General features: G+C 68.7%; 24 protein-coding genes, 2 tRNA genes and 1 pseudogene. 16 read left to right on the plus strand and 11 right to left on the minus strand.

Annotation, left to right across the window (positions count from 1 at the left end):
• Positions 1-25 precede the first annotated feature (25 nt).
• The 3 genes from K228_RS0114335 to K228_RS0114345 form a co-directional block, all read right to left on the minus strand.
• Positions 26-832: a WecB/TagA/CpsF family glycosyltransferase gene (locus K228_RS0114335; RefSeq protein ID WP_029723588.1), complete on the minus strand. Its 807-nt coding sequence runs from the start codon at positions 830-832 to the stop codon at positions 26-28.
• Positions 829-1,902 (minus strand): NAD-dependent epimerase/dehydratase family protein, encoded by a 1,074-nt coding sequence (locus K228_RS0114340; protein WP_025619059.1) that lies wholly within the window; start codon positions 1,900-1,902, stop codon positions 829-831. The genes K228_RS0114335 and K228_RS0114340 overlap by 4 nt, the downstream gene beginning before the upstream one ends.
• Positions 1,903-2,005: 103 nt before the next feature.
• Positions 2,006-2,091: transfer RNA gene (locus K228_RS0114345), tRNA-Leu, on the minus strand.
• A gap of 221 nt (positions 2,092-2,312) precedes the next feature.
• Here K228_RS0114345 and K228_RS0114350 point away from each other — a divergent pair.
• Genes K228_RS0114350 through pknB form a run of 7 tightly spaced genes read left to right on the plus strand, consistent with a single transcriptional unit; the run spans position 2,313 to position 11,224 of the window.
• A complete protein-coding gene (locus K228_RS0114350; protein ID WP_018730922.1) occupies positions 2,313-3,101 on the plus strand; it encodes an FHA domain-containing protein in 789 nt (262 codons plus the stop codon).
• Positions 3,102-3,107: 6 nt separating this feature from the next.
• Positions 3,108-3,593 carry an FHA domain-containing protein FhaB/FipA gene (locus K228_RS0114355; RefSeq protein ID WP_018724305.1) on the plus strand — a complete coding sequence of 162 codons (486 nt, stop codon included), beginning with the start codon at positions 3,108-3,110 and terminating at the stop codon, positions 3,591-3,593.
• Positions 3,590-5,044, plus strand: a complete 1,455-nt coding sequence (locus K228_RS0114360) for a PP2C family protein-serine/threonine phosphatase (protein ID WP_025619060.1) — start codon at positions 3,590-3,592, stop codon at positions 5,042-5,044. Before K228_RS0114355 ends, K228_RS0114360 begins: the two co-directional genes overlap by 4 nt.
• Before the next feature lie 28 nt (positions 5,045-5,072).
• Positions 5,073-6,563 carry an FtsW/RodA/SpoVE family cell cycle protein gene (locus K228_RS0114365; protein ID WP_025619061.1) on the plus strand — a complete coding sequence of 497 codons (1,491 nt, stop codon included), beginning with the start codon at positions 5,073-5,075 and terminating at the stop codon, positions 6,561-6,563.
• Positions 6,560-8,065 (plus strand): peptidoglycan D,D-transpeptidase FtsI family protein, encoded by a 1,506-nt coding sequence (locus K228_RS0114370; RefSeq protein ID WP_025619062.1) that lies wholly within the window; start codon positions 6,560-6,562, stop codon positions 8,063-8,065. Before K228_RS0114365 ends, K228_RS0114370 begins: the two co-directional genes overlap by 4 nt.
• A 1-nt stretch (position 8,066) precedes the next feature.
• Positions 8,067-9,461 (plus strand): serine/threonine-protein kinase, encoded by a 1,395-nt coding sequence (locus tag K228_RS0114375; protein ID WP_025619063.1) that lies wholly within the window; start codon positions 8,067-8,069, stop codon positions 9,459-9,461.
• The gene (gene pknB / locus K228_RS0114380) at positions 9,458-11,224 is read left to right on the plus strand and encodes a Stk1 family PASTA domain-containing Ser/Thr kinase (protein ID WP_025619064.1); all 1,767 of its coding nucleotides are present in this window, start codon (positions 9,458-9,460) and stop codon (positions 11,222-11,224) included. The genes K228_RS0114375 and pknB overlap by 4 nt, the downstream gene beginning before the upstream one ends.
• Before the next feature lie 104 nt (positions 11,225-11,328).
• On the opposite strand, the gene K228_RS0114385 is transcribed toward pknB, so the two are convergent.
• The 4 genes from K228_RS0114385 to K228_RS0114400 are packed head-to-tail and all read right to left on the minus strand — an operon-like array spanning position 11,329 to position 14,601.
• The gene (locus tag K228_RS0114385) at positions 11,329-11,979 is read right to left on the minus strand and encodes an aminodeoxychorismate/anthranilate synthase component II (RefSeq protein WP_025619065.1); all 651 of its coding nucleotides are present in this window, start codon (positions 11,977-11,979) and stop codon (positions 11,329-11,331) included.
• 3 nt (positions 11,980-11,982) lie between these two features.
• Positions 11,983-12,273 (minus strand): hypothetical protein, encoded by a 291-nt coding sequence (locus tag K228_RS0114390; RefSeq protein ID WP_025619066.1) that lies wholly within the window; start codon positions 12,271-12,273, stop codon positions 11,983-11,985.
• A gap of 4 nt (positions 12,274-12,277) precedes the next feature.
• A complete protein-coding gene (locus tag K228_RS27205; protein WP_080671607.1) occupies positions 12,278-13,801 on the minus strand; it encodes a class E sortase in 1,524 nt (507 codons plus the stop codon).
• Positions 13,798-14,601, minus strand: a complete 804-nt coding sequence (locus K228_RS0114400) for a DUF881 domain-containing protein (protein ID WP_025619068.1) — start codon at positions 14,599-14,601, stop codon at positions 13,798-13,800. The genes K228_RS27205 and K228_RS0114400 overlap by 4 nt, the downstream gene beginning before the upstream one ends.
• Positions 14,602-14,790: 189 nt before the next feature.
• Between K228_RS0114400 and K228_RS0114405 the strand changes: the two genes are divergently transcribed.
• The 3 genes from K228_RS0114405 (at position 14,791) to K228_RS0114415 (ending at position 18,917) form a co-directional block, all read left to right on the plus strand.
• Positions 14,791-15,054, plus strand: coding sequence for a cell division protein CrgA (locus K228_RS0114405; RefSeq protein ID WP_018738360.1), 264 nt, complete (start codon positions 14,791-14,793; stop codon positions 15,052-15,054).
• Between the two features lie 308 nt (positions 15,055-15,362).
• Positions 15,363-17,558: a (Fe-S)-binding protein gene (locus K228_RS0114410; protein ID WP_025619069.1), complete on the plus strand. Its 2,196-nt coding sequence runs from the start codon at positions 15,363-15,365 to the stop codon at positions 17,556-17,558.
• 351 nt (positions 17,559-17,909) lie between these two features.
• Positions 17,910-18,917: a C40 family peptidase gene (locus tag K228_RS0114415; protein WP_050580992.1), complete on the plus strand. Its 1,008-nt coding sequence runs from the start codon at positions 17,910-17,912 to the stop codon at positions 18,915-18,917.
• A gap of 141 nt (positions 18,918-19,058) precedes the next feature.
• Here K228_RS0114415 and dcd read toward each other — a convergent pair whose 3' ends face one another.
• Positions 19,059-19,637, minus strand: a complete 579-nt coding sequence (gene dcd, locus K228_RS0114420) for a dCTP deaminase (RefSeq protein ID WP_025619071.1) — start codon at positions 19,635-19,637, stop codon at positions 19,059-19,061.
• A 77-nt stretch (positions 19,638-19,714) separates the two neighbouring features.
• Between dcd and K228_RS0114425 the strand changes: the two genes are divergently transcribed.
• Complete coding sequence (locus tag K228_RS0114425) at positions 19,715-20,251, plus strand: pyridoxamine 5'-phosphate oxidase family protein (protein ID WP_025619072.1); 537 nt, start codon at positions 19,715-19,717, stop codon at positions 20,249-20,251.
• 105 nt (positions 20,252-20,356) lie between these two features.
• Here the strand turns inward: K228_RS0114425 and K228_RS0114430 are convergent, their stop codons facing one another.
• Positions 20,357-21,352 carry a zinc metalloprotease gene (locus K228_RS0114430; RefSeq protein ID WP_025619073.1) on the minus strand — a complete coding sequence of 332 codons (996 nt, stop codon included), beginning with the start codon at positions 21,350-21,352 and terminating at the stop codon, positions 20,357-20,359.
• Positions 21,353-21,647: 295 nt separating this feature from the next.
• On the opposite strand from K228_RS0114430, the gene K228_RS0114435 reads away from it, so the two are divergent.
• A tRNA-Gly gene (locus K228_RS0114435) sits at positions 21,648-21,721 on the plus strand.
• A gap of 124 nt (positions 21,722-21,845) precedes the next feature.
• On the opposite strand, the gene K228_RS0114440 is transcribed toward K228_RS0114435, so the two are convergent.
• The gene (locus K228_RS0114440) at positions 21,846-22,709 is read right to left on the minus strand and encodes an alpha/beta fold hydrolase (RefSeq protein ID WP_025619074.1); all 864 of its coding nucleotides are present in this window, start codon (positions 22,707-22,709) and stop codon (positions 21,846-21,848) included.
• 771 nt (positions 22,710-23,480) lie between these two features.
• Between K228_RS0114440 and K228_RS0114445 the strand changes: the two genes are divergently transcribed.
• From K228_RS0114445 to K228_RS0114455, 3 genes are all read left to right on the plus strand, one after another.
• Positions 23,481-23,891: a VOC family protein gene (locus tag K228_RS0114445; protein WP_025619075.1), complete on the plus strand. Its 411-nt coding sequence runs from the start codon at positions 23,481-23,483 to the stop codon at positions 23,889-23,891.
• Between the two features lie 66 nt (positions 23,892-23,957).
• Positions 23,958-24,437, plus strand: a complete 480-nt coding sequence (locus K228_RS0114450; protein ID WP_025619076.1) for a GNAT family N-acetyltransferase — start codon at positions 23,958-23,960, stop codon at positions 24,435-24,437.
• Between the two features lie 97 nt (positions 24,438-24,534).
• On the plus strand, positions 24,535-25,425 hold the full coding sequence (locus tag K228_RS0114455; protein ID WP_025619077.1) for an LLM class flavin-dependent oxidoreductase: 891 nt from the start codon (positions 24,535-24,537) through the stop codon (positions 25,423-25,425).
• 85 nt (positions 25,426-25,510) lie between these two features.
• Here K228_RS0114455 and K228_RS0114460 read toward each other — a convergent pair whose 3' ends face one another.
• Positions 25,511-26,062 (minus strand): phosphoribosyltransferase family protein, encoded by a 552-nt coding sequence (locus K228_RS0114460; protein WP_025619078.1) that lies wholly within the window; start codon positions 26,060-26,062, stop codon positions 25,511-25,513.
• Positions 26,063-26,237: 175 nt separating this feature from the next.
• On the opposite strand from K228_RS0114460, the pseudogene K228_RS29550 reads away from it, so the two are divergent.
• A pseudogene (locus K228_RS29550) lies at positions 26,238-26,657 on the plus strand (septal ring lytic transglycosylase RlpA family protein); the annotation flags it as partial.

Consider the following 26,657-nt stretch of genomic DNA (forward strand, 5'->3'; position numbering starts at 1 on the left):
GGCCCGTGCCGTGCCGGGACCTTCCTCAGACGGCGAAGCTGGTGGGCTGGTCGGTGGCGGGCTCCGGCGGCTCCGCCTTCCACAGGCCGGTCTTCTGTGCGGCAAGCCGGGCCAGGTATGCCGGGTTGAGGATCACGTAACGGCGCCAGAGGCGCTTCGGTTCCAGGCTGAGTCGCCAAAGCCACTCCAGGCCGGCCCGCTGCATCCACGGTGGCGGCTGCCGCAACAGACCCGCGTGGTAGTCGAAGGCCGCGCCGACCGCCATCAGCGGCATGTCCAGCAGCGGTCGCATGGCGTACGTGAAGATCTCCTGCCGCGGGCAGCCCAGCCCGACCAGGACGAGTCGGGCCCCGCTGTTCCGGATCCGATCGGCGATCTCGACATCCTCACCGGGTTGCACCGGTCGGAACTTGGACGGCTCCACCCCGGCGAGCTTCAGCGCGGGAAACATTCGCTCCAGCGCCGGCACCAGGGTCGCGAGCGTCTCCTCGGTGGAGCCGTAGAGGTAGACCGGCAGGCCCTCGTCGGCGAAGCGGGACAGTACATGCAGGGTGAGCGTCGGCCCGTAGACCCGGTCGGTCAGCCCGGCCCGGTGCAGCACGTTGAGCGCCCAGCGCACCGGCTGTCCGTCCGGAGTGACCACATCGAACGAGTTCAACCGGGCATTGTGTGCCGGATCGAGCACCCCGGTCATCACGCCGTGAACGGCCAGGGCGGTCAGCGCCAGCGGCTGCCGCTCGTGCGCCGCCGTCACGACCGCCTCGGTGGCGGTGGCGTAGTCCGTGACGTCGACGAGGACGCCGAGTACGTTCCGCTTGGCCCGGAGGGTCATGACTGCGGAACCCACTTGTCGACGTTGGCCTCGTAGATCTCACGCATGATCATGGGCACGTCATAGACCTGCTTCCAGTCCGGGTAGTCGGCGTGGAAGGCCTCGTTGGAGCCGATCCACCACTTGTGGTCGCCGATTCGGTTCGCCTCGACGTACTCGGAGTCCATCTCCTGCCCGGTGATCTGCTGGGCCAGGGCGAAGGCCTCGCGCATCGAGGTGTTGGAGTGCCGGCCGCCGCCCAGGTTGTAGACGGCGGCGGAGCGCGGGTTACGGAAGAACGACTCGAACGCCGAGACCACGTCCGAGCTGTGGATGGCGTCCCGGACCTGCTTGCCCTGGTATCCGAAGATCTTGTACTTCCGGCGCTCCATGTTGGCCCGCATCACGTACCCGAGGAAGCCGTGCAGCTCGGTGGCGGAGTGCGCAGGGCCGGTCAGGGTGCCACCGCGGAAGCAGGCCGTCCGCATGTCGAAGTAGCGGCCGTACTCCTGCACCATCACATCCGCCGCCACCTTGGAGGCGCCGAAGATCGAGTGCAGGCAGGCGTCGATCGACATGTCTTCCCGGATGCCCTGCTCGTACGGGTGCCCGGGCTCGATCTCCCACCGCGTCTCCAACTCGACCAGGGGCAGGCTGTTCGGCCGGTCGCCGTAGACCTTGTTGGTGGAGCAGTGGATGACCGGCGCCTCAATGCAGTGCTCGCGAACGTTCTGTAGCACGTTGAGGGTGCCGGCGGCGTTGACGTCGAAGTCGGTGAACGGGTCGCGGACGGCCCAGTCGTGCGACGGCTGCGCCGCAGTGTGGATCACCACAGCCGTGTCGCGGCCGTAGCGGCGGAAGAGCTTCGCGAGCGCGTCCCGGTCGCGGATGTCGATGCTTTGGTGCGAGTAGGCGGCGCCCAGCTCCTCGGTGAGCCGCCGGACGTTCCAGGCGGTCGAGGCCTCCGCGCCGAAGAACTCCTGCCGCATGTCATTGTCAATACCGACGATATCGAGACCGAGGCCGGCAAAATGCCGGACCGCTTCGGAGCCAATCAGACCGCCCGATCCGGTCACGAATGCGACACTCACACGTCACTCCTGGTCCGTCGGAGTCAAGAACGATAGGAGCATAGCGTGACGTACGACGTGTCCCGATACGGCGCGAGGGCCCCGCTACTGCGGAGCCCTCGTCTGGTGGGGAAGGGGGGAGTTGAACCCCCACGCCCTTTCGGGCACACGGACCTGAACCGTGCGCGTCTGCCATTCCGCCACTTCCCCGTGGCTTCAACCGGAGACACCTGGTGTCCAGTCCCCCGGCTGCACCGGGCTCGGGACATTCTACGCGGCTCCTCGCACTTGCCACCAACGGTTACCCTCGTAGGACGGCCACCGTTCGTGGCGGACGAAAGACTAGCACGACGGAGCCGGCCCGCCGAACGGGCCGGGATCAGCGCGGCCGAGCGGCGTGTGAGCTGCACGCTCCTCGGCCGGATACCATCATGTCCTCGGGACCCGAGGAGGAGCCGGTGAGCGTGCTGCAACGCTTCGAGAAGCGTCTGGAAGGCCTGGTCGAAGGGGCTTTCGCCAAGGTCTTCAAAGGGGTGGTCCACCCCGTGGAGATCCTCAACGCCATGCAGCGGGAGGCCGAGGCGCACAAGGCGATCCTGGCCGGTGGGCGCACGTTGGTGCCCAACCGCTACGTGATCGATCTCTCGCCATACGACCACAGTCGCCTGGCGCCGTACGCCGCCGCACTGGCCCAGGAGCTGGCCCAGTCGCAGGCGGAGTTCATCGGCGAGCAGGCGTGGACGGTCTACGGCGACGTGATCGTCGAGATCGAACGGGGGGAGGGGCTCGACACCGGCATGTTCCGGGTCACCGCCGAGGTTTACACCGGCGGTGAGGTCGCCCCGGTGTCGGGGCCGGGCTACGACGCCGGCCCGCCGGCCTACCCCGCCTACGAGCAGGGGGGCGGCTACGGCCCGCCGCCCGGTCAGGGTGGCGGCCACAACGTGCGGCTGGTCTCCGGCGACGGGCGGACCTACCCGCTCCAGCTGGGCACGACCGTGATCGGCCGCGGCGACCAGGCAACCCTGCGCCTACCCGATGTCGGCATCTCGCGGCGACACGCCCGGCTGGACTTCGACGGCGGGCAGGTCGTGCTGACCGACCTCGGGTCGACCAACGGGACGATGGTCAACGGTCAGCGGGTCTCCGCGGTCGCCCTGAACCCCGGTGACATGGTCCAGCTCGGCACCACGACGCTGACCTTCCGCGTGGACGGCTGATCTGCCTTGCCGGAGCTCGTCATCACCGTTGCCCGGTTCGGGTTCCTGATCCTGTTGTGGATTTTCGTCTTCACGGTGGTCGGGGTGATTCGCCGGGACCTCTTCGCGGGTGCCCGCTCTGGTCGGCTGGTAGCGGCCCCCCGGGGCGTCGGGGCCGTCCTTGGTCAGGGCGGCAAGCCGGCCCGGGTGAAGCGGGGAAAGGCAGCTCGCCAGCTGGTGGTGACCGCCGGCCAGTTAGCCGGCACCCGCATCACCCTCGGCGAAGCGCAGATCACAATCGGCCGGGCCGAGGATTCCACCCTCGTGATCACCGATGATTACGCCTCCGCTCGACACGCCCGGCTCGTGCCTCGCGACGGGCAGTGGTTCGTTGAGGACCTCGGTTCGACTAACGGGACCTACCTGGATCGCGCTAAGGTCACCGGACCTACCCCCGTCCCCCTCGGCGTGCCGATCCGCATCGGGCGCACCTCACTCGAATTACGGCCATGACTCTGACCCTCCGCTATGCGGCCCACAGCGACCGCGGGCTGATCCGAGACGGCAACCAGGACTCTGTCTATGCCGGGCCACGGCTACTCGCCGTCGCCGACGGCATGGGCGGTATGGCCGCCGGCGACGTCGCCAGCAACATCGTCATCGGCGCCATGGCGCCACTGGATGAGGATGTCCCCGGCAACGCCCTCGTGGATGCGCTTCGTTCGGCTGTCACCAACGCCACCCAACAGCTACGCGAGACCGTTGACGCCAACCCGCAGCTGGAGGGGATGGGGACGACGCTCACCGCGATCCTCTTCTCCGGCAGCAAGCTGGGCATGGTGCACATCGGCGACTCCCGTGCCTACCTGCTGCGTGCCGGCGAGTTCGCCCAGATAACCAAGGACGACACGTACGTCCAGATGCTTGTCGACGAGGGCCGGATCAGTGCCGAGGAGGCGAGCAGCCACCCCCAGCGGTCGCTGCTGACCCGAGCTCTTGACGGTCGGGACATCGACGCGGAGTACTCGGTCCGCCAGGTCCTCACCGGCGACCGGTACCTGATCTGTAGCGATGGTCTCTCGGGCGTGGTGAGCGCGGAGACGATCGTGGAGACGATGCGGGAGTACGCCGACCCGCAGCAGTGCGTGGAGCGGTTGGTCCAGCTCGCGCTGCGCGGTGGCGGACCGGACAACATCACCGTGATCATCGCCGACGCGACGGACCAGGACATCGTCGAGGCGACCCCGATCGTCGGTGGCGCTGCCGCCCGGGACCGGGGCATGGCGACCTCCGCCGATGACTCCACCCCTGCGGCCCGCGCCTCGGCGCTCTCCGGTCCACCACCACCGGCGTCGCCGGACGAGTCGACAGCCGGGGCCGACGACGAGCCGGAGCGCCGTCGACGTCGACCGATCCGCCTCGCGGCGATGAGTCTCGCCCTGCTCGTCCTGCTCGGCGGAGCGCTCTACGGTGGGTGGAGCTACACCCAGCGGCACTACTACGTTGGAGCCACCGAGAGTGGTCAGGTCGCGGTGTTCCGTGGCATCGAGGGGCAGATCGCCGGCATTGATCTCTCTGCCGTGCACTCCACGAGCACCGCCGAGCTGGACGACCTCACCCTCGCCGCGCAGGAGCAGGTCAAACAGGGCATCCCGGCTAAGAGTGAAGCGGATGCGGAGCGTCGGCTGGCCGAGCTGACCGCCGACACCCCGACCAACCCCAACCTGAAGCCGATCTGTCCCCCCAGCCCCAGTCCGAGCCCGAGCCCGCCAGTCGTGCCGAGCCCGACAGTGGAGCTCGCTACGCCGACGCCGGCTTCCGCTCCGAGCATGCCGCCGGCGACCTCCGCCGCACCGAGCACGCCGGCAAGTGGCGCGCCGACCGAACCGACCCCCTCGCCCGACGCCTTGCCCGCCATCCCGCCACCGGCCGTTGATCCGGCCGCCTGCCGGTCGCCCGAGTGAGCGCCGGCTCGATCTGTCAGGACGTTCAGTGACCGCAGCGGCCACGTCGACATCCCCGCCCACCAGCACGGGCGGGCAGAGCGGCGTGCGTCTGGCCCGGTCCCGGCGTAACGCCGAGCTGTCGCTGCTGCTGCTCGCCATGGTGCTGGTCGCCGCGTACGGGGCGATGGTCGAAGCCAGCGTTCTCGACACGGTCACGCCGAGCTTCTGGGTACCGGCCGCCGCGCTCAGCGCGGTCTTCCTCGGCCTGCACGTGGCGATCCGGTTCCTGGCGCCTTTCGCCGACCCGGCTCTGTTGCCGGCCGTCGCCCTCCTCAACGGCCTCGGTGTCGGCTTCCTGCACCGGCTGGACCTGGCCCGCGCCACCCCAGCCGAGCGCGCCGAACTGGCGACCTTCGCCGGCACCGGCGGGCGTCAACTCGCCTGGACGCTGATCTCGGTCGCTCTCGCCGCCGGGTTGCTCGCCGTGGTCCGTGATCACCGCTCAATCTCCCGGTACGCATACACGCTCGGTCTTGCCGGCATCGTGCTGGTGATGATCCCGGCAGTGCTACCGCCGAGTATTTCCGAGATCAACGGCGCGAAGCTCTGGATTCGGGTCGGCGGTCTCTCCATCCAACCCGGCGAGTTCGCCAAGCTCGCGCTGCTCGCCTTCTTCGCGTACTACCTGGTCCGAAAGCGGGAGGTCCTCTCCCTGGCCAGTCGCCGGTTCCTCGGTGTCGACCTCCCGCGGGGCCGGGACCTCGGGCCGGTCGTGGTGGTCTGGCTGATCAGCCTCCTGGTTCTGGTCTTCGAGAAGGACCTGGGCACCTCCCTGCTCTACTTCGGCATGTTCGTGGCAACGCTCTACATCGCCACCGAACGGGTGAGCTGGCTCCTCATCGGCTTGGTGCTCTTCTTCGGTGGCGCCTATCTGGCGTACGTGTTGGGCGACCTGATCGGTGGCCCGTTCGCCAACTTCTACCTGCGGGCCAACATCTGGCTGGACCCGTTTGCCGACCCGTACAACGACGGTTACCAGCTGGTGCAGGGGCTGCTCGCGCTTGGTAGCGGTGGAATGTTCGGCGCCGGGCCCGGCGCTGGCCAGCCGCTGAAGCTGCCCGAGGTGCAGAACGACTTCATCTTCGCCGGCCTCGGCGAGGAGATCGGTCTCTTCGGTCTCTCCGCCCTGCTGGTGGTCTACCTGCTCATCGTCGAGCGGGGGCTGCGCGCCGCGCTGGCGGTTCACGACTCGTTCGGCAAGCTGCTCGCCGGTGGCCTGGCGTTCACCCTCGGGCTCCAGGTCTTCGTGATCGTCGGCGGGATCAGCGGGCTGATTCCGCTCACCGGCCAGACCACGCCGTTCCTCTCCGCCGGTGGTTCGTCGCTGATGGCGAATTGGTTGCTGATCGCGATCCTGCTTCGGATCTCCGATGCCGCCCGTCGCCCGGTGACCGGTGGTGGCCCTCCGTCGACGCGACCGACGGGCGGACCACCAGAGCAGCTACACGGTGCCCCCACGGAGGTGATCAGACCGTGAACGCACCACTGCGCCGGGTAGGGCTCGTCGTGATGGTCCTGTTCGGGCTCCTCTTCGCGAATCTGAACTGGATTCAGGCCTACAAGGCCGATGACTACCGCAACAGCGACTACAACGGCCGGGTCCAGGTCGCCGAGTACGAGCGCAAGCGCGGCAACATCGAGGCCGGCGGTACGGCCCTCGCGGTGAGTAAGGAGACCGACGGGGAGCTGGAGTACCTGCGCACCTATCCCGCCGGGGCGAAGTACGCCCACGCGATCGGCTACAAGCCGGTCAACCTGGCCGACACCGGCATCGAGGAGGCGGAGAACGCATTCCTGGCCGGCACCAGCGACCAGCTGATCGGCGACCGGCTACGGGACCTGGTCACCGGTGACGAGACCGCCGGCGCGAACGTCCTGCTCACCATCTCCAAGCAGGCGCAGGATGTCGCGTACGAGCAGCTGCTGGAGAACCGTAAGGGGGTCAGTAAGGGCGCGGCCATCGCGCTCGACCCGCGTACCGGGGCGATCCAGGCGCTGGTCTCGATGCCGAGCTTCAACCCGAACCCACTGGCCAGCCACGACTCGGACGAGGCCACAGCGGCCTACAACGAGCTGCAGCAGAACCCGGACGGTCCGCTGAAGAACCGGGCACTCGGCGAGGTGCTCCCGCCAGGCTCCACCTTTAAGATCGTGGCGGCCGCCGCGGCGCTCGAGAACGGTTTCACCCAGGACACGAAGATCCCCGCCGGGCCCAGCTGGACCCCGCCGACCTCGGGTCAGCCGATCAAGAACGCGGCCCCCTCCATCTGCCCGGAGGCGGAGGTCACGCTGATGAACGCGGTGACCGAGTCGTGTAACACCGGCTTCGCCCAGCTCGGCGTGCGCCTCGGCGCGGACACGCTCAAGCAGAAGGCCCGGCAGTTCGGCTTCGAGCAGGACGACCTGACCGTCGGCCGGCTCGGTGAGGACGGCGAACCGGTCGCCGCCAGTCGGACCGGCAGCATGGAGAACGCCGACGGCAGCGTTGACCCGGCTGCCCTCGCCCAGTCCTCCATCGGCCAGCGTGATGTTCGGATGACTCCGCTTCAGGGCGCCCTGATCGCCGCCACGGTAGCCAACGACGGCAGCCAGATGCGGCCGTATCTGGTCAGTCAGATTCTTGGGGCTGATCGCACCACCAACTACTACACCGCCGAGCCCGACGAGTTGCGCCAGCCGGTCAGTGACCAGGTCGCCGCCGACCTGCGGGAGATGATGGAGAGCGTCGTCCAGAACGGCACCGGCCGCAACGCCCGGATCAGCGGTTACACCGTCGGTGGCAAGACCGGCACGGCACAGTCTGGTCCGGACACTCCCGATCACGGCTGGTTCATCGGCTTCGCGCTCGACAAGGACGGCAACCCGGTCTCCGCGGTCTGTGTCCTGCTCGAGGAGGCCGGCGACGGCGGCAGCGCCGAGGCCGCCCGGATCGCCGGGCAGATCATGCGGGCGGCGATCGCCTCGCCGGGGAGCCGCTGAGATGCTCAGCTCCGGGGTGAAGCTCGGCAACCGCTATCGTCTCGACGAGCGGATCGCCAGCGGCGGCATGGGCGACGTCTGGCGCGGCACCGACGAGGTGCTCGGCCGGACCGTCGCCGTGAAGAGTCTCCTGCCGGCCCTGCTCGACGACCCTGATTTCGCCGAGCGGTTCCGGGGCGAGGCGCGCACGATGGCGACCATCAACCACCCCGGTGTCGTTGACATCTACGACTTCGGCAGCGACCAGCAGATCGCTTTCCTGGTGATGGAGCACGTGGAGGGCGAGGCGCTCCTGGCCACCCTGAACCGGGTCGGTCGGCTCACCTCCGCCCGAACGATGGCCCTGGTGGCCCAGGCCGCCGACGCGTTGCACGCCGCCCACCTGGAGGGCATCGTGCACCGAGACGTGAAGCCCGGCAACCTCCTCGTCCGGCCGAACGGCACCCTGGTGCTCACCGACTTCGGTATCGCCCGATCCGACCTGGTTGCCCAGCTCACCGCCGCCGGCTCGGTGCTCGGGACGGCCTCGTACATCTCACCGGAGCAGGCCACCGGTGCGGTCGCCACCCCTGCCTCGGATGTGTACGCCCTCGGTGTGGTCGCCTACCAGTGCCTCTCCGGCCGGCGACCCTTTGCGGGCGACAACCCACTCGAGATCGCCCTACAGCACGTCCGGGACACGCCTCGGGCGCTGCCTGCCGACATTCCACCGCAGGTGCGGGCGGTGGTCGAGCGGGCCATGGCGAAGGACCCGGCGGACCGCTGGCCGAGCGCGGCAGCGTTGGCCGGGGTGAGCCGACAACTGAAGGCCCAGCTCTCCCAGGCCACCCGGGCGGCGGGACAGGCCGTTCCGGTTTCACCGGCGCCGGGTCGGATCAGTCCGGTCTCGGCGGCGCCTGCCGCGCCGGCACCAGGTCGAGCCAGCGTGGTGTCGGCGGTGCCCGCCACACCGGTGCCGGGTCGGGCCAAGGTGCCGCCGCCGGTTGTTGCCCGTCCACCGCAGGTTTTCCGCTCACCGGTGGCGCCGCCGCCTTCCCCTCCGCCCGCCCCGCAACCGCAGGTCGGGCGATCCCCGGTCGCCGCTGTGCCACTGGCGTCAGCGCGTCCCGGGCACCTCCCCGCGCCAAGTCCGCCGCCCCGCCGGTTCCGGTTCGGGAGAATGCTCCTTGTCCTCCTCCTGGCCGCTCTGGTCCTGACCTGCTTTGGCATGGTTTCCTACGTTTGGGGCGAGGTGTCTGCCGGGCCCTCCGGCCGGCCGGGGTATTCGCCGGGAACCTCCGGTGAGCTCCGGCTCGACGGACGCGACGATTCAGACCGAACGTCGTACCGTCGACTGCAACTGCCCTCGACGGGCGGCGATGAGACGACGACGAGCGAAGGACGACAGACGCGATGACAGCGCAGGCCCGCCTGCTCGGTGGCCGTTACCAGGTCGGCGAGCTAATCGGCTACGGCGGCATGGCCGAGGTGCATCGCGGTCGTGACCTGCGACTGGGTCGGGACGTTGCGATCAAGATGCTCCGGGCCGATCTGGCCCGGGACGCCACCTTCCAGATGCGGTTCCGGCGGGAGGCGCAGAACGCGGCCTCCCTCAACCACCCGGCCATCGTCGCCGTCTACGACACCGGTGAGGAGCAGGCGCCGACCGGTGAGACCCTGCCGTTCATCGTCATGGAGTTCGTCGGTGGGCGGACGCTGAAGGAGGTGCTGGGCGGCGAGGGGCGGCTCCAGCCGCGCCGGGCGCTGGAGATCTGCGCCGACATGTGCGCGGCGCTGGAGTTCAGCCACCGGCACAGCATCATCCACCGGGACATCAAGCCCGGCAACGTCATGCTCACCCAGACCGGCCAGGTCAAGGTGATGGACTTCGGGATCGCCCGGGCGTTGGCCAGCGGTGCGACCACGATGACGCAGACCAGCGCCGTGATCGGCACCGCCCAGTACCTCTCGCCCGAGCAGGCCCGTGGCGAGTCGGTGGACGCCCGTTCGGACGTCTACGCCGCCGGCTGTGTGCTCTTCGAGTTGCTCTGCGGACACCCGCCGTTTGTCGGAGACAGCCCGGTCAGCGTCGCCTATCAACATGTCCGGGAGGCGCCACCGACGCCCAGCGACCTCAACCCGGAGGTCCCCCCGGCCGTTGACGCGATCATCCTCAAGGCGCTGTCGAAGAACCCGCTCAACCGCTACCAGAGCGCCGGCGAGATGCGGGCGGACCTACTGCGTGCCGCCGCCGGACGGCCGGTCATGGCGACCCCGGTCCTGCGGGAGCAGGAGACCACCCAACTCGCCCCAGCCGGTGCCGGATACCCGGCCGCCGCGCCCGGTCCGCGTACCCAACAGATACCAGCCCGGGTCGGTGACCCCCGTCGGCGCCGGACGTCGTCGTGGCTGATCGCCGCCTTCGCCGCGCTCGCCGTACTCGCGGTGGTCGCGTTGGCTGTCAACCAGTTTCAGCCCCGAGAACCCGAGCAGGCCACGGTCCCGCAGGTGACCGGGCTGGAGCAGGCTGACGCGTTCGCGGCGATTGAGCGGGCGGACCTGGTACCGGACACCGGCGAGGCGGTCCGCGACAACGACTGCACCAAGGGAGAGGTGGCCAGACAGGATCCAGGCCAGGGCCAACGGCTGGCTCCGAACACGGTCGTCACGGTCTTCATCTGCGCTGGGCCGGCGACGGTGGAGATCCCGAACACCCTGGTCGGCATCACCTTCGACAACGCGAAGAAGCAGCTGGAGAACCGCGGCTTCGAGGTGGAGCGCGAACTCGTTGACAGTCCGGAGCCGGAGGGCGAGGTCCTGGGGGTGTCGCCGGATGAGGGCAGCCAGGCGGCGGAGGGGGAGACGGTCACGCTGACCGTCTCCAAGGGCAACATCGGCACCGTGCCGAACGTGGTGCAATCCTCCGTCGAGGATGCCAAGGAGGAACTCGAGGACGCCGGCTACAAAGTCAAGGTCCGGGAGGGTCAGCCGGTGCCACCGGGCGATGAAGGCCGGGTGACGAACCAGGACCCGAGCCCGGGCACCCAGCGTGAGAAGGGCAAGACGGTGACCATCACGGTGACGGTGCTCGAGGAGCCGACCGAGTCCCCGACGCCGGAGCCGACCGAGACGCCGACGCCGGATCCGGAGCCGACCGAGACGCCGGGCGACGGTGATTGAGGTGGGCGGTGATTCCCCGTGTCGGAGCTACGGCGCGGGGTGATGGCACTATCCGGCGGGCGTGGGACGACCCAAGCCGTCGCCAGGGCGCTGTTGATCGTCGGTCAGGTGGTGCTGAACGCGGTACGTCGGCGCGCGTCGACCTCGGCCGCCAACGCGGGGGCGCGCTCCAATGCCCCCGGAAAGCCGCAGGACGCCAGCCAGTTCGCCAGCATGAGGTGCCCGCCCTCGGTCAGGACCGACTCGGGGTGAAACTGCACCCCCTCGATCGGCAACCACCGGTGTCGCATCGCCATCACCACGCCGGAGCCGGTCCAACCGGTGACCTCCAACTCGTCCGGCAACGTCCCCGGCACGAGAGTGAGTGAGTGGTAGCGGGTCGCGGTGAACACCTTCGGTAGGCCGGCCAGTACCCCCACGCCCTGGTGCTGAACCTCGGAGGTCTTGCCGTGTAGCAACTCCGGGGCCTGGGCGACGGTGGCACCGAACGCCTCCCCGATCGCCTGGTGGCCCAGGCAGACACCGAAGAGAGGAAGCACCCCGGCGTACTCCCGGATGACATCCAGGCAGACGCCGGCGCGCTCTGGGCTACCCGGGCCGGGGGAGAGCAGGACGCCATCCGCGTTCGCCTGCCCGACCTCCGCGACGCTGATCTCGTCGTTGCGGCGCACCTCGCAGTCGGCGCCGAGTTGACCCAGGTACTGCACCAGATTGAAGACGAACGAGTCGTAGTTGTCGATGACCAGGATGCGCACGGGTCACTCTTCCGGGGAGGGAGGCGGGTTGTTCTCGTCGGTGTCGTACGGCAGGTCGTGCCCATCCTCGGTCGGTGCCGGCCCGTCGGCGGGCGGTGGGAAGCCGGGAACCTCCGGCGCCCCGGGGTCCCCCGTCTCCTGGGTGACCTGGACATCGTCGAAGGGGAGCAGCGGCTCAGCCCAGGGGAAGACCACGTACCAGAGCAGAGCGACCGCGGCCGTCGTTAACAGGACGCTGCCGGCCAGCTTGCCGGGAAGTCCGAACGGCAACTTTCGCCAGATCCAGGCGTACATCTCCTCAGCCCCCCAGTTCCGCTGGGCGCCCCGCCGACTTGGCCTGGGTCCGGTCCAGCTTCGCGTGGATGATCAGGCGTTCGTAGTTGTCGAACTTCGGATGGCAGGTGGTCAGGGTGAGCATCGCGTCGGTCGGTTCGGCGCCCGGTTCGCCGGGAACCGGCGCCACCACCGCCACCTCGCTCGGTTTGACGATGTGGTTGCGGGTGACGCGGTAGACGTGCCAGTTGTCGCGATCCTCGGCAACGATCACGTCGCCGTCGTCCAGTTCGTCAAGTCGCCAGAAGGTGGCCCGGTTCCGGTGCCCAGCGATGGAGAAGTTGCCGAGCTGGCCGGGGAGGGCGCTCGTCGGATAGTGGCCCGGGGCGTATCGGAGATCCTTCTGGGTCACCCCCTCGACGACGATCCAGTTCTTGTCGAGCCGTGGGATGTACAGGCCGGCGATCGGTGTGCCCTCCACCTTCGGCGGGGCGGAGGCAGGGGCGGGGGCGGACGAGGAAGTAGCAGAGGGCGTCACAGTCGGGTCACCGGTGGGCCCCCACGCCTCGGCGAGCTGCTGGCTGAGGTCGTTCTGGTGGGCGTTGACGATCACCGACTTCCCCCAGATCTCGTACCCGGCGAAGAGGAGCACCACGATGCCGAAGGTGATGAGCACCTCTCCGGCGGCGCGGACGCCGGTGCGAAGGCGGGACCGCAACGTCGGCCGGGTCAACTCCGAGTAGACGCTCTTGTAGCCGTCGGCGGACTGCTCTGGGCGAAGCTTGACCACCCGTTCGCCTCGGCGCGGCTGGGCCGGCTCCTCGACAGCGGGTTCGGCCGTGGCGTCCGCGTCGCGGGGCGGCTGGGGCACCGCGCCCATCAGGGCGGTGGAGTCCAGTGGCGGAGGGGTGTGGCTGGCCACTCGCGGGATGAGTGCGGTGGCCGCCGGATCGGCGGCAGAGCCGGTGTCCGGGGTGGCATTCGGGGCCGTGCCGGTGTTCGGGGCCGCGGTCCGCAGCGGTGTTGTCGGGATGAGCGCGGTGGGGGCGTCGGCCGTCGACGGGGTGCGGTCCCATGCTGGCCGGCGCGGGTTGACCGGGCTTGGTGACAGTGAAGGGGTGGCTGGGTCCGACGAGTGGGATGGGGATTCGGGCCGAAGATCTCGGTGGCCTGCCTGCGGCTGGTCGAGGGGGCGATCAGCCGCCGGCACCGACAGTGGTGACGGTGACGAGTACGCAGCGTCGAAGGTCGAGCCGGCTGGAGGTGTGGGGGCGGGGCTGGCCAAGTGCCGCGGCGACTGGCTCAGCGGGCGCGGCGACCTGTCGGTCGATCCCGGTAGCTGGCTCGGCAGGCCCGGCCGGCTTAGCGGGTCCGGCTGGCTTAGCGGGTCCGGCTGGCTTAGTGGGTCCGACTGGGGCAGGGGGCCCGGCGGGGGCGACGGCGGCCCCGACTCGTGCTGGGGCTGCGCCCAGGGGCGTTCCAGTCGCGGCAGGACTGCCGTCTGGTCGTCGTCCTGATCTGGCTGCCAGCTCTCCGAGGCCCTGGTCATTCGGGCACCGTCGCCCAGCGGAGTGCCGCCGAGCCATCGAACGCTGGCACCGTCACGGTGGAGACAGTCTCCTTATAGCCCAGCTTGTAGATGTTCGCCAGGTCCTTGAACAACCGGACTCCCTCAGATTCGGCGAGGGCCTGCTGGAGGGTAGCGGGGTCGCCGATCGCTACGATCTTGAATGGAGGGGAATACACCCGGCCATGGAGCAACAGGGTGTTACCGACGCAGCGTACCGCGCTGGTGGTGAGTACGCGGACATCCATGATTGACATCGCCTCCGCGCCGCCGGCCCAGAGGGCGTTCACTACGGCCTGTACGTCGCCTTGGTGCACCACCAGGTCGTCGTTGGTGGCGCCCGCGGGCAGACTGCCGTCGCTGCGCCGCGGCGCGTCGTCGAGCTCCACGGTCACTCCGAGGCCGGTGAGGGCGGTGAAGCCGGCCGGCTCCTGGCTGGCCGCTGCTCGCTCCTGCTGCCGCTGGATCGTCTCGTCAGAGCCGGCGAGGGCGCTGGTGCGGGCCTCGACCGTCGCGCGGAGCTCCGCCGCCCGCTGCTCACTGGCCGCCACCTCGGCGTGGCGGTCCTGGATGAGCTGGTTGAGCTGGGGGCGTCGGTCCTCGCGCAGGGTGGTGCCCCCGGCAGTGGTAGCGGTGGTGGTGAAGAGTAGTCCGGCCGCGGCGGCGATCAACGGTACGCCGACCGGCCAGCCGAGTCGGCGCTGCCGGGGGCGCCGGATGAGGGCGGCGACGACCCGCCGGAGCACCTTCCGCCAGGAGGCCGCGCCGGATGTGTACTCCACGGGGCTTCCCTCCCCTCGTCGCCTGCCAGCCCGCTCCAATGACCCCTCCGGGGTGTTGGAGAAGACCCTTTCGTGGCCTGAACGGGTCTTCCGGACTACGCTAGCTGTCGAACATTATTGGCCATGGACCGTCGCCCTCGCGCCCGGTTGTCAGGCCGGACGAGGTCGTCACCCCCTCTGGAGAGCGTCGTGCCCAAGTCTCAGGTCCGTAAGAAGAAGGTGTACACCCCGCCGACAGACGTGCGTCCGACGGCGACGGCGGCGACGCGTAAGCCTAGCCCGGTCTGGTTGCCGGCCACGGCGGTCGCGCTCATCGTCGTCGGCATTGGCTGGCTGGTGGTCTACTACCTCTCCGAGCAGGCGTATCCGGTCATGTCGTGGGGCTACTGGAACCTCGCGGTGGGCTTCGGCGCGATGGTCGGCTCCCTGATCCTGCTCTCGCGCTGGCGTTGACCGTGCGTTGATCCGCGCGCCGGCTCCGGCCGGCGCGCCAGCCTAGCCGGCCCGGGTTGACTCGGCCCCAACCGGCGCTGCCAGGCGCGGCACCTTATGGTGTGGCGCAGGACGGCGTCGTTCGGGATGCGAGATGCGTCACGTTACCGATGGGTAACCTTGCGCGTAGGCTGCACTGCACGACCGGGCGAGGCAATTCAACGATCGGTCCGGGTCGAGGATATGGCGAGAGTTTCGCCGACCACGTCCTGACCGGGTGCCGATCGCCGAGCCGCTCGAGGCAGTAGTAGACCGGGAGGGCCGACTCGATGGGCAGCGTCCAGATCGTCACCACGATCGTCGCGGCCGCCATCACCGCTGTGGCGGTGTGGCTCGCCGTGCGGGCAGTCATGAAGATGGTGGCGGTGATCCGGCTGGGCCAGCCGGATCCGGCCCGCTTTACCGACTGGGCCGCGCGGACGAGGACGATGCTGGCGGAGACCGCCGGTCACACCCGGATGCTCCGTTGGAGCCTCGTGGGTGCCGCGCACTGGTTCGTGATGGTCGGGTTCATCGTGCTGTCGCTGCTGGTGCTCGAGGCGTACTTCGAGGTTGTCTCCCCCACCGGCGGGCTCCCGCTGGTCGGGAACTGGGCGGTCTACGGTCTCGTCACCGAGGGGCTCGGCATCTTCGGGATCGCCAGCATCCTGGTGTTGATCGCGATCCGGGTGCGCAACCGACCGACCCGGCCCGGCGGAAAGTCCCGGTTCACGGGCTCCACCATGTGGCAGGGCTACTTCGTTGAGGCCGTCATTCTCGGCGTCCTGGTGATGGGTTTTCTCATCCGGGGCTTCAAGGTCGCTACTGACCACTTCGAGTATCCGGTCTGGGCGGCACCGCTGAGCCACGCCGTCGGCGGCCTGCTACCGGACTGGGAGGCCGGGGTCAGCATCGCCGCTGTCATCAAGATTGCGATCTCGATGGCCTGGCTGATCGTCATTTCGCTGAACGTGACCATGGGGGTCGCCTGGCACCGCTTCCTGGCCTTCCCCAACATCTTCTTCAAGCGCAACCCGGGCCGGCCGGGCTCTGGGCTCGGTGCGCTGCGGCCGATGACCAGCAACGGCGAGCTCCTCGACTTCGAGGAGGCGGATCCGGAAAAAGACCAGTTCGGCGTCGCCCAGGTCGAGCAGTTCACCTGGAAGGGGCTGCTGGACTTCAGTACCTGCACCGAGTGTGGCCGCTGCCAGTCCCAGTGCCCGGCGTGGAACACCGGTAAGCCGCTGTCGCCGAAGCTGTTGGTGCTCAGCCTCCGCGATCACGCCTACGCGAAGGCCCCGTACCTGCTGGCCGGCGGTGGCAAGGATCTGACCGGTGCGGAGAAGGCCACCGACGGGCAGCTCGCCCACGTTGACGCGCTGGCGCTCGCCGAGGCGGAGAAGCCGCTGGTCGGCGGCGCCGAGGAGTCCGGTGTCATCGACCCGGACGTGCTCTGGTCCTGCACCACCTGCGGGGCCTGCGTCGAGCAGTGCCCGGTCGACATCGAGCATGTCGACCACATCGTCGACATGCGTCGCTACCAGATGCTCATCGAGTCCAGCTTCCCCTCGGAGGCCGGGGTGATGCTGCGCAACCTGGAGAACAAGGGCAACCCGTGGGGTGCCCCGCAGAACACCCGGGAAGACTGGACCAAGGGTCTCGACTTTGAGGTGCCGCGGGTCGGCGAGGTTGAGGACTTCGAGTACCTGTTCTGGGTTGGCTGCGCCGGCGCCTTCGAGGACCGGGCCAAGAAGACCACCCGGGCGGTCGCCACGCTGCTGAACGAGGCCGGCGTCTCCTTCGCCATCCTGGGTGAGGGGGAGACCTGTTCCGGCGATCCGGCTCGCCGGATCGGCAACGAGTTCGTCTTCCAGATGCTCGCCCAGCAGAACGTCGAGACTCTGAACGAGGCGTTTGACGGCCGGGAGCAGAGCCGTCGCAAGATCGTCGCTACCTGTCCGCACTGCTTCAACACCCTGGGCAACGAGTACGGGCAGCTCGGTGGTGAGTTCGAGGTTGTGCACCACACGCAGCTGCTGGCCCACCTGGTGGCCACCGGCGCGCTGACTCCGGTGCAGCCAGTCGATGGCGGCGTCACCTACCACGACCCCTGCTACCTGGGCCGGCACAACCGGGTCTTCGCTCCGCCGCGTGAGGTGCTCGGAACGGCGGTCCAGGGCGAGCTCACCGAGATGCCGCGAAACAGTGAGCGCTCCTTCTGCTGTGGTGCCGGCGGCGCCCGCATGTGGATGGAGGAGAAAATTGGCAAGCGGATCAACGTGGATCGGGTCGAGGAGGCCATGTCGACCGGCGTAGCGACGGTTGCGGTCGGCTGCCCGTTCTGTTCGACGATGCTCAACGACGGCGTGAACGGTAAGGGAGCCGGCGAGCAGGTCGAGGTGGTTGACGTGGCGAGCGTTCTGCTCCGGTCGGTGCGCCCGGAACAGCCACCGGTTGACCAGGAGAGTGAGCAGGTCGCGGGCTGACCAAGCCCCGGACAGGGACGGCGGCAGCTCGCCGCGCTGCCGTTTGTCCCAGCGGCGGCACGACCGGGTGCCGCCGCTGGTCGTTTCGCCCACAGCCAGGAGTGGATCTTAGATATCGATCGTAATGGTTGTGGATATCGGTCTATTGGAGACCCGCAGTTTGGAGTTGGGCCGGCACTATTTGTGGGCGGGTGACTACGCAGAAGTGAAAGCCGCTCGTTTGCCTTGATTCCGTACCGGGCCCTCCCTATTGTTGTGCGTTGGCTGCGGTGGATCGTCTGCCTCGTACCCCCCCTTGTTCCGAGGCGCCCCGTGGTCCGGGTTGCAAAGGAGTCGGTGCCGGTGGCAACCATGTCCCCTCATCGTCAGGACTCGGCACGGCCGCACCGTCCGGGAGGACTGCGTCGGACCGCTCACGGTCTGCTCGCCGCGGTCGCCGCGGTCGCGGTCAGTCTCGGTGTGCTGGCGGTCCCCGCGCACGCCGAGCCGACCGTGGAGGAGATCGAGGCCGCGATCGACGAGCAGTGGCGCGAGATGGAGCCCACGATCGCGCAGTACAACAAGGTTCGGGCGCAGCTGAAGGCCAACCGCGAGAAGTCGGAGGACCTGGCGGAGAAGCTCGCTCCGCTCCAGCAGAAGAGCGATGCCGCGATGAAGCGGATCGGCGGCCTGGCCTCCCAGTACTACATCAGCGGGCCGTCGCGGGAGCTCGGTGCGCTGCTGGTAAGCGATGATCCGAATGAGATCAGCGAGGAGTTGGCCCTGCTGAATCGGGTTGCCCTTATGGAGCAGAAGCAACTCGAGGAAGTGCTGACGATCCGTAAAGAGTACGAGGACCAGAAAAAGACTCTCGATGACCTGATTGCCGCCCAGGACAAGCAGGAGAGCGAGCTGGCGGCAAGGAAGAAGCAGATCGACGCCGAGATCAAGCGGCTCAAGGATTCACTCCCGGTGACCACGGTGTCGACCCCGCAGTGCCCCACCATCAACGGTGTGGTCAGCGAGGCCGCCCGGACCGCCATCCGGACCGCCTGCGCTCAGGTGGGTGACCCGTACGTGTGGGGTGCCACCGGCCCCAACTCGTTCGACTGCTCCGGACTGACGCAGTACGCGTACAAGGCGGCCGGTATCTACCTGACGCACTACACCGGCGCCCAGTGGAACGAGGGCCAGGCGATTTCGCGATCCGAAGCGCGCCCCGGCGACCTTGTCTTCTTCTCCAGCCCCAGCAACCTGCACCATGTCGGCCTGTACCTGGGTAACGACCAGATGGTGCACGCGCCCCGGACCGGCAAGCCGGTCATGGTTTCCAGCATCAACACCATGCCGTCGATCGCCGGCTTCCGCCGACCAGGCTGACCCGGCGACTGGATCGAGGCCCCGGACGACCTGTCGTCCGGGGCCTCGTCGTCTGCGTCTGTCGATTCCGGCGGTGCTGTCTCCGGCTCATCCGTGGGTAGCCGGCGGCTCGTCCCTGCGTAGCCGCTGGATCGCCCAGCGTCAGCGGGTGGGCCAGGTGCGCCAACTCTGCCAGGAGCGGCTGGGCGTCGGGCCCCGCTGCCCCTGGTAGCGGGACCCGTAGACGGCTGATCCGTACGGGTGCTCGGCGGGTGAGCAGAGGCGGAAGATGCAGAGCTGACCGATCTTCATACCGGGCCAGAGCATGATCGGCAGGTTCGCCACGTTGGAGAGTTCCAGCGTCACGTGGCCGGAGAAGCCCGGGTCGATGAAGCCGGCGGTCGAGTGGGTGAGCAGCCCGAGCCGGCCGAGCGAGCTCTTGCCCTCCAGCCGGCCGGCGAGCTGGTCCCCGAGCGAGATGACCTCGAGGGTGGAGGCGAGCACGAACTCGCCGGGGTGCAGCACGAACGGCTCGCCGTCGGGCACCTCGAGCGCCGAGGTCAGGTCGTCCTGCTGCTGGGACGGGTCGATGTGCGTGTACAGGTGGTTGTTGAACACCCGGAAGAGCTTGTCCAGCCGTACGTCGATGCTGGACGGCTGGACCAGCGCGGGATCGAACGGCTCCAGCGCCAGCGTGCCGGCCTTGATCTCGGCGGCCAGGTCACGATCGGAGAGAAGCATCGGACCACCATAGCGAGTGCGACGACACGCGCCCATTTCGCCTGGGCATTCGAACGCACGTTCGATAGGGTGCGGGTATGGCTTCCTGGTCCGAGTTCGCCGCCGACGTACCCCGCCTCGCCGACGGGGTCCGCCGGCTTCTCCAGCAGTACGGGCCGGGCCTGGGCTACCTGGCCACGGTCCGCGCCGACGGCGGTCCTCGCGTGCATCCGGTCTCCCCGGTGCTCACCGAAGAGGGCCTCTTCTGTTTCGTGATTGACTCGCCCAAGCGGCGCGACCTGGAGCGCGACGGGCGCTATGCGCTGCATTCTTTTCCCGCGGAGGAGAGCGACGACGAGGCCTACCTCGCGGGTCGTGCTCGGCTGGTGACGGACCCGGCCCGGGTGACCCGCCTGGCCCGCCGGCACTGTGCGATCTACGACATCGACTGGCGGCTCTTCGAGTTCAGCATCGATGTCGCGATGGTCGCCCAGCACGACATCGCTGGCGTGGCGAGACCGGCGGTTCAGGTTTGGCTGGAGCCGGGTGGTCAGGCCGCGTCGGGTCACCCCGGCCAGCCTCGACGTGCCGGCTCGCCGACCCCCACCGTTGACCAGGGCAGTGCGGCGGCCTGAATGTCGGTCAATCAGGGCAGCGCAGCGGCCTGAGCGCCGGCCCCGCAAGAGCTGCTGCCGGCTCCAGGCGTTCGGAGCCGGCAGCAGGGCCATACCGGTCGAGGGCTATGCCCGATACGTGTTCCAGGCGGTCAGCATGCGGCTGGCCTGGCCCGGTGTGAATTCGTACATGCAGGAGTCGTACGTGTAGTCCATGAAATTGTGGATCGGGTCCACGCCCGCCGCGGAGCAGGTGTCCCGTCCGGTTGGGCACTGGTAGGCCGGGGAGGCTTCGGCCGGGGTGTCGCTGACCTCGTCCCCGGAGCCGCTACAGCCACCCTGGAAGGTGTGGTAAAGGTTCAGCCAGTGGCCAACCTCGTGGGTGCCGGTGTCGCCGAGGTTGTAGTTGGTGGCGGTGCCACCCGGCAGCGACTCGTTCAGCACGACGACGCCGTCCATCTTGTTAATCGATTGTCTCGGGAAGGTCGCCCAGCCGAGCAGGCCGCTCGAAAGGTCACCGAGGTAGATGTTGAGGGTTTCCCCACCACCGACGCGCAGTGACCTCTTCATCGACCGTTCCGAAGATGAGCCGTAGTTGATCGGGTACCAACTCGGGTTCGTGACCCGGTTGATCGACTGGAGTGCGAAGTTGAAGGCTGTGGGGGCGCCACCGGTCGCCCCGCTGAACGAATCGTTCAGCACGTCGATCTGTGAATAGATCATGGAGTCTGGGATGTTGCCGCCGGCCCGGCTGCTGTCTTCCTGGATGACGTGCACCACCACCGGGATGGCGACCGACGCGGGAGCCACGGGTGCGAACGCGGCGGCGCCCTCGCGCCGTACCTGCATCTCCACCAGTTCGGCCAGCTCGTTCTCCCGTGCTGCCACCTGGGCTTCGGTCAGGTGGTTCGGGTCGTGTTCGGTGATGCTGCCCGGCCGGGCCTTGGCGTCGGCGTGGACCGGCTCGCACTCCTCGCTCGCGGCGTGTTCCGCGGCGTGGTTCGCGAGCGGCGCCGCGTGCGCCGGGATGTAGCCGGCCGTGACGGCGCCGAGGAGTAGCGCGAGCGATGTTGACGCGATGCCGGCGCTTCGACGGGACAGTAGCTTGGGATGGAGGCCCATGGGCCCACCTCCTTCTGGCAGCACAGCGGGGGGAGTGTGCGTGCCATGGCGGGAAACGTGGGGCAGACCTTACAAGACATCGACAGCTTTGAAAATGCCAAGCCGGCTCCGAGGGCCTTGCCAGCAGTTGACGCCGTCCCCTGGCTGGGCTTGGTCAGATGGGTGGTGCACCGGCGCCGACGTTCGCGGCTGCCGGTTCAGCCCGCTTCGGTGGCTGCTGACCCGCGGGGGTCGCTCGTGTCGGCGGGTACCGGGATGTGCGCCGCGTGGTGCTTCAGGTAGAGTGGTCCCGCCTGCGGGTGTAGTTCAATGGCAGAACATCAGCTTCCCAAGCTGACAGTGCGGGTTCGATTCCCGTCACCCGCTCCACGCACGGAAGCCCTGGTCAGGACACATGTCCCGCCAGGGCTTCCGTCGTTCTAGGTCACCCTGAAACAGGGATGGGCCAATAGCGGGCCATTGGCTGCGTCAGCGGCCGGTCTGTCGCCTTCGACTAGGTGCCGGCCCTGGTCAACAGGGTGCTGAGGATCGGCTCGGCATGTGTCCACAGCAGTGCTCCGCCGATCGCGGGTACGAGGTGATGCTGTGCGCCGGGTATCCGGGTGGCGAGCAGCGATCCGTTGTCTGGCGAGTGGCTCTGGTCCAGTTCGCCATACCAGACGTCGACCGGCACGGAGATTTCGCCGAGGTCGATGGGCCAGGGGCTCATCGCCAGCACCGTGTCCCGCGCGTACCCAGTTGCCCCTTGCGTGAACGCCTCGTTCAGGGCGCGACGATAGGCGGCCGCGAACGCGGGCTCGCGGTACACCGCGAGGTCACACTCCGGGCTGCCGCTCAGCACGAAGTCAAGCAGCGTGTCGGCGCTGTACCCGCCGAAGAAGCGCTCTGCTTCAGCCCCGTCACGTACCGTCCAGTCGACGAGCTTGCGTAGCTCGGCCGGCAGCGCGGAGGCGAACTCCGGCGCGGCCACCTCGTCCGCGCCGGAAACGATGGCGAGGGCAGCGGTGATGCCTCCCTCCGCACAGGCCAGCGCGAACGGCGCGCCCTGCGAGTTCCCGACCATCGCGGGACGGCCCAATCCACGCATCGTGGTGAACTGGCGGAGGTCGGCGACGAAGTCGGCGAACGTTCGACCGGGCAGCGGCGTCGAGGCGCCGAGCCCCGGACGATCCACCGAAACGAGCCGCACGCCGAGCCGGTCGATGACTTCGGCGCCGAACCCGAGCCAACGGCTGGTGGCGGCACCAGGAGAGAACAGCACGGGTGTCCCATCCGGCGGTCCCCACTCCGCCCAACCCAGCAGCCGCCCATCGGAGAGCTGGACTTCACCTATGCGGTCAGGAGCCGTGACGTACATGGAGTAATCAAATCAAGTGGGGTCGGGCTTCCTTCCGACGGCCCAGGCCCTACCCCCGCACGTCACCCTGAACCGGTGGCAACGGCGCAGGGATCGACGTCTGGGTCGGCTCCGCCCGGACGGCGCTACCGGAGTCTTCTGCACCGTTGAGGCCGCAGCCCGCAACGAGCCCTGTTCATTTCCCGGCCGATCATTCCCGGGTAGTCCTTGGGTCTTGAGCTATCGCACTACCTGGACGTGGCCAACCGGTCGGCATGGCGAGGTCCCGCTTGGTTTGATTGTCGGTTTGAGGGTGATGAACATGGCGCCCGTGGGTGGGTCATCCGGTAAAGGGAAGCGCCTGAATAAGGGTGAGGCTCTCGATCTTCCGGCACGGAAGGGGTGGCGCCGCGGCCTTGTCTTCGTGCGCGACTGGGGGGCAGGCGCCGTGGGGTTTGTGGTGGCCGCGCTGATCGTCTTCGGCCATCTGGCCGATCCGGGCGATGCATGGGTCTGGCACCTCGTTGTCGTGACTGCTGTCGGGCCGCTCCTGCTGTCGGCATTCGGGAAGGGATTCTCCTGGCTGCTGAGGTGGTGGTGGCGACGGAGGCGCAGCTATCAAGCACGGCATCTTCGGTCCGATGAGGATTCGATGAGTAGGTCACCCGAGATTTGCGGGATCAGCTCAAGTTGGCCTTTGTGAGGGCGATAGGGAGGCATTCGGCACTGGTACAGCATGGCCGAGGAACTGATCCCGCCGCTACTGTCGGACCTGTGGGCCAGGATGGATCCATGCGTGGGCGGATCACGGACGACAGCGCCAGCCCGAGAGCTGAGCGGCGGGACTACTGGGGCGTGGTGCTGGATGCGCCGGACGCGGCGGTGCTCGCCCGGTTCTACACCGAGCTGCTTGGTTGGCAGGTCTACCAAGAGGAGCCGAGTTTCGTCAGCATCGCTGCGCCGGATGGTGTGGCCTATCTGGCGGTGCAGACCGCAGCTGGCTACCAGCGCCCCACCTGGCCAACCACCTCCGGTGCTCCGCAGATGATGCTGCACCTGGATTTTGAGGTGTCAGATCTGGGTGCGGCGGTGGCGCACGCGGTGGAGTTGGGTGCGACGGTCGCCGACCACCAACCACAGCAGCGGGTACAGGTGCTGTTCGATCCTGCTGGGCACCCTTTCTGCCTCTATCTGGGCGACTGACCGGCTGGGCTGTCCCACGCGGACCGCTGCGGCCTGCTCGGGTCGTGCCCCGAGTAGCCTTCGACCATGGATCAGGTCGTGAAACTGCGGGATATGCGTCAGGACGAGTATGACGTCTACTCAGATCAGCAGCTCCGCGAGTATGTGGAGTCCCAGACCGGGTTGGTCTCGCCCGAAACGGCCCGGAGGAAGGCTCTTCGGGATCGGGAGCAGTTCCTGCCCCACGGGCTGGCTACCGAGCGCCACCGGCTGTTGATGGCGGAGAACAGCAGTGGTGAGGCGGTCGGAGTCCTCTGGCTCGGCTTGGAGGATCCAGGCAGCAAGTCGGCCGAGATGGCCTGGATTTTCGATATCAGGGTTGACCCCGCCCACCGACGGCTGGGCTACGGCGCTGCCATCCTGTCGGCGGCTGAGGAGCTGGCCCGGGAGGCGGGGGCGCTGCGCCTGGGACTCAATGTCTTCGGTCACAACAAGCCGGCGATCGCCCTGTACGAGCGCAGCGGGTACGAGATGACCACTCAGCAGATGGCGAAGCCACTGCGCTGACGGGGCGCTCGCGTATCGCTGTCGCCGCCGGCGAGGACCACAACCTGGCCCTATTCGCACTGGTCTCCTGCTGCCGTGCGGGCAAGGGGATAGGCTGGTGATCATGCGGATCGGCATTGTGATCCTTCCAGACCAGCGCTGGGCGGAGTCTGAGCGGCGTTGGCGGCAGGTGGACGAGTGGGGCTTCGACCACGCCTGGACCTATGACCACCTGGGCTGGCGGGATCTGGTGGACGGGCCCTGGTTCGACTCGATGACCACCCTGACCGCCGCCGCGGCCGCGACCCGTCAGATCCGGCTGGGCACGCTGGTCGCGTCGCCGAACTTCCGGCATCCGGCCGCCTTCGCCCGCCAGGTCACCGCCCTCGACGATGTGTCCGGCGGTCGGGCCCTGCTCGGGCTGGGTGCGGGCGGCATCGGGTTCGACGCCGCGGTGCTCGGCGGCGAGACCCTTCCGCCACGGCAGCGGGTGGACCGGTTCAGCGAGTTCATTGAGCTGCTCGACCTGGTGTTGCGCGAGGACGGGACGACGTGGCGGGGTGACTGGTTCACCGCGGTTGACGCGCGGAACAACCCGGGCTGCGTCCAGACGCCGCGGGTGCCGTTCGTCGTCGCCGCCAACGGGCCGCGTTCGATGCGGCTCGCGGTCCGGTACGGCCAGGGCTGGGTCACCACCGGCCCGACCACCGACGACTTGGAGGCGTGGTGGGAGGGCGTGGCCGACCTGGCCGCTCGGCTGGACAAGTCGCTGGCGTCGGCCGGCCGTGAGCCCAGTTCCCTCGACCGGCACCTGTTGGTGGACTCCGCGCCCGTCTTCTCGCTCAGTAGCGCGGAGTTCTTCGCCGAGCAGGTGGGGCGGGCCGAGGCACTCGGTTTCACCGACGTGATCACCCACTGGCCCCGGTCCAGTAGCTGGTACGCGGGGGATGAGGCGGTCCTGGTGGAGGTCGCTTCCCGGTTGCCGGAGCTGCGCCGGCCGACCGGCTGACCGGCCGTTCGAAACGACTGACCTCGGGTGACCGAGCTACCCCGGCTGAACCCACACCAGCTGACCGAGTTACCTCGGCTCTGGCTCAGGGGGTGAGGTCGGCGCCGGTGAGCAGGCTCTGGATCCGGAGTTCGGCAGTGACTTCCGGGGGACAGTCGGCCACCACCGTGGCGGTGCCGATGGCGGTGGCACCCCGGGCCGCGCAGATGTCGTAGAGGGCGCGTACCTGGGCTCCGGTGGAGACCCAGTCGTCCACCACCAGCGCCCGGTCTCCGGCTTCGAGGTTCCGGTCTCGTACGGCGAGGTCGAGTCGGCGCCCGCGATAGTCCGGTGGGCCCTGTGCCCAGGTGAGCGTGCCCGGGGGGAGGCGACCGTCGCCGGGCTTGTGGGCCGCGACGAAGCCGATGCCGAGCGCGGTCGCGGCGAGCGGTCCGAGCAGGTAGCCGGTGACCGCCGGGGAGATCACTACCGTCGGCCGGGACTGCTGGAAGGGCTCGACCAGGGCCGGGCCGAGGCTGGCCAGCACCACCGGGTCCCGCCACCAGCCGGAGATGTCACTGACCAGATGGGTGGCGCCCGGTCCCGGGTCGATCCAACGGATCAGTTCGGCGAGACGTCCACTCAACTCGGGGCGCATACCGCCATTCTGGTCCACTGCCGGGTGATCGGCCGGCCGGACCATTGCCGGTCGGATGATCGGCTATTCGTTTCGTGATAAATCAGGCAATACCTCCATGATCACGTTGACTTCGGATGCGCTTCGCTCGTTACGGTCCGACCCGCTTTGTTCAGTTGGCGAAAGGATCGGGCTGGTGGCCGGCAGGCATGCGCGTACCCGAAGGGTCTCCCCGACCGGCGTCGCGGCAACCGCGGCGATCGGTGTCGTGCTCGCGATCGGTGGAACCGCGGGCGCCGTCCGGCTGACCTCCGCCAACGAGCCTGACCGGTCCGTCGCGGTCGTGCCGACAGTTGACTCCCCGACCGCCACACCCGCCCCGCTCTCCGCGTCGCCGAGCACCTCGCCGGGCGTCTCGCCGAGCGCCAGCGCCCCGTCTGCTCCGGCCGCGCGCCCCACGTCGTCTCGGAAGACCCAGGCGCCCTCCCGGAGCAAGCCGAGATCCACGACGCCGCAGCCGACCGCCCCGACGTCGACCAGCGCCGCCCCGACGTCGACCAGCGCCGCCCCGACGTCGACCAGCGCCGCCCCGACGTCGACCAGCGCCGCCCCGACG

This window comes from Salinispora cortesiana (genome assembly GCF_000484695.1).
GTDB lineage: Bacteria > Actinomycetota > Actinomycetes > Mycobacteriales > Micromonosporaceae > Micromonospora > Micromonospora cortesiana.

What these genes read in the sequence shown, in the direction of transcription:
- K228_RS0114450 (WP_025619076.1), top strand. Translation starts at nt 23,958, where the DNA reads ATGGATCAGGTCGTGAAACTGCGGGATATGCGTCAGGACGAGTATGAC.
- K228_RS0114410 (WP_025619069.1), top strand. Translation starts at nt 15,363, where the DNA reads ATGGGCAGCGTCCAGATCGTCACCACGATCGTCGCGGCCGCCATCACC.
- K228_RS0114415 (WP_050580992.1), top strand. Translation starts at nt 17,910, where the DNA reads ATGTCCCCTCATCGTCAGGACTCGGCACGGCCGCACCGTCCGGGAGGA.
- K228_RS0114425 (WP_025619072.1), top strand. Translation starts at nt 19,715, where the DNA reads ATGGCTTCCTGGTCCGAGTTCGCCGCCGACGTACCCCGCCTCGCCGAC.
- K228_RS0114460 (WP_025619078.1), bottom strand. Translation starts at nt 26,062, where the DNA reads ATGCGCCCCGAGTTGAGTGGACGTCTCGCCGAACTGATCCGTTGGATC.
- pknB (WP_025619064.1), top strand. Translation starts at nt 9,458, where the DNA reads ATGACAGCGCAGGCCCGCCTGCTCGGTGGCCGTTACCAGGTCGGCGAG.
- K228_RS0114390 (WP_025619066.1), bottom strand. Translation starts at nt 12,273, where the DNA reads ATGTACGCCTGGATCTGGCGAAAGTTGCCGTTCGGACTTCCCGGCAAG.
- K228_RS27205 (WP_080671607.1), bottom strand. Translation starts at nt 13,801, where the DNA reads ATGACCAGGGCCTCGGAGAGCTGGCAGCCAGATCAGGACGACGACCAG.
- K228_RS0114445 (WP_025619075.1), top strand. Translation starts at nt 23,481, where the DNA reads ATGCGTGGGCGGATCACGGACGACAGCGCCAGCCCGAGAGCTGAGCGG.
- K228_RS0114375 (WP_025619063.1), top strand. Translation starts at nt 8,067, where the DNA reads ATGCTCAGCTCCGGGGTGAAGCTCGGCAACCGCTATCGTCTCGACGAG.
- K228_RS0114335 (WP_029723588.1), bottom strand. Translation starts at nt 832, where the DNA reads ATGACCCTCCGGGCCAAGCGGAACGTACTCGGCGTCCTCGTCGACGTC.
- K228_RS0114350 (WP_018730922.1), top strand. Translation starts at nt 2,313, where the DNA reads ATGTCCTCGGGACCCGAGGAGGAGCCGGTGAGCGTGCTGCAACGCTTC.
- K228_RS0114430 (WP_025619073.1), bottom strand. Translation starts at nt 21,352, where the DNA reads ATGGGCCTCCATCCCAAGCTACTGTCCCGTCGAAGCGCCGGCATCGCG.
- K228_RS0114440 (WP_025619074.1), bottom strand. Translation starts at nt 22,709, where the DNA reads ATGTACGTCACGGCTCCTGACCGCATAGGTGAAGTCCAGCTCTCCGAT.
- dcd (WP_025619071.1), bottom strand. Translation starts at nt 19,637, where the DNA reads ATGCTTCTCTCCGATCGTGACCTGGCCGCCGAGATCAAGGCCGGCACG.
- K228_RS0114360 (WP_025619060.1), top strand. Translation starts at nt 3,590, where the DNA reads ATGACTCTGACCCTCCGCTATGCGGCCCACAGCGACCGCGGGCTGATC.